The sequence below is a fragment of the Kitasatospora sp. A2-31 genome (assembly GCF_022288725.1).
Classification (GTDB): Bacteria; Actinomycetota; Actinomycetes; order Streptomycetales; family Streptomycetaceae; genus Kitasatospora.
In genome coordinates this window covers 1-1464 of record NZ_JAKNTA010000174.1, presented here as the reverse complement: position 1 = coordinate 1464, position 1464 = coordinate 1, and the positions used below count along the sequence as shown (strand labels likewise).

The 1464-nt window shown below is 65.8% G+C and carries 1 protein-coding gene and 1 pseudogene; both read left to right on the top strand.

The window, feature by feature from the left end; translation table 11 throughout:
• Positions 1-192, top strand: a pseudogene (locus MCM47_RS40625) (hypothetical protein); the annotation flags it as partial.
• Between the two features lie 257 nt (positions 193-449).
• A complete protein-coding gene (locus tag MCM47_RS40620; RefSeq protein ID WP_238864633.1) occupies positions 450-824 on the top strand; it encodes a hypothetical protein in 375 nt (124 codons plus the stop codon).
• The last annotated feature ends 640 nt before the right edge of the window (positions 825-1464 follow it).

Here is a 1464-nt window from a genome sequence, read left to right as displayed (position 1 = left end):
GTCTACCAGCGCATCGTGACCGCCTTCAACGATCATCCCGGGCAGGTCTTCCGGGTTCGCGACCTACACGAACTCCTCGGCCTGCCCACCGACGAGCCCTCGATCAACGTCACCCGCTCCCGCCTGGGACGACTCGTTCGTCAGGGACTCCTTGCCCACCCCGGACGCGGCCGCTATCAGAAACCGACTTAACGTCCTCCGAAAGGTGCAGCTCGGTTGGGATGAGTAGCGGCGGCTGACGCAGGAGCCGGCCGTCGAAGCGGCGGGTGCCAAACCGCCCACATCATCCCTACTGGAAGAGAGAGCAGGCGACGCGCCCGTGCGGCGGGCAACCGGCGCACTGCGTCGTCAATCGGACCCCTGCGCCCTCCGAGGCCCGGGCCCATCGAGTCAAGACTGGTAGGGCTCACTAACAGTGATGTGGCCACGTTCACGAGGGAATTCGATCAATGACTGACGTCTTCTTCACCGATCCTCAGAATCCCATCGTTCCGAGCTCGGCGATCCTCAGTGAATCCGATTCTTTCCAGGTCCAGTGGAGTGCGGTCAACCGTAGCGATGTAGACGTCGAGGCTTTTACGGACCGACTCGTGATCACGAGCATTCCGGAGGGTTGCCCCGGCAGTGACGACGCGGATCACCCCGTGGTCTTCGACGAGACCTTCGACGAGCCGGCGCTGGCCCCGGGCGATACCGGTCCGCTACAGAAGCCGACCGTGGGCCCCTTCGTCGCAGGTTCCTACCGGTTGTCGGTGACACTCGCAGACGACACTGGCGCCGGCGACGAAACGTTCAACTGCATCACCATCGACCCCGCGAACTGAAGAGGTCCCGATAGTCGGAGACCACACTCCTCCCGGGGCTCGGTCAGCGCTACCGCGGTGCCGGACGTCGCGCCGGTTGGGCGGGACTGTGGCGCGCGAAGTGCGCTCTTCCCGGGTCGGCGGATGGGGGCTGACGGGGTGGTGGTGTCGTTGCGGACACGTTGCCCGGATTACGGACACGTACTCATTGGTGGCCTCCTCGCCGGACTGGTCGTCAACGTCGTCTGGCTCTTCGCCAGCTGCAAGGACGCGAGGTCGACCCCGACTCCGCGGGGGCCAAGCATCGACCTGAGGCGCACCGACGACGGCGACGGCGTAGTCCCCCTGGAGGCCGCCCGGCGGCGGGCGGTCCCTGTACGTAGGATCCCGTCGACGGGTAGCATCGAAATGAGGGAATCATCCTCCGGACGGGGGTGGACCCTATGGCCTCCTTCTCACGAAACGTAGTGCGGTCGCAGGATCTGTTGGCCGTCCGATTCGAGCTACTCAATCTCGCATTGCAGACCGACGGACCATCGGTGGGCTGGCTCGTGCGAGAGCAGGCCGGTCAGGACGCCTTCGTCATCGTCCACTTCCCGCCGCAGCACGCCGCCGAGCCGGTGCTCCCAGGCAGCGCGGCGCTGTCCGTGCCGCAGCTCGG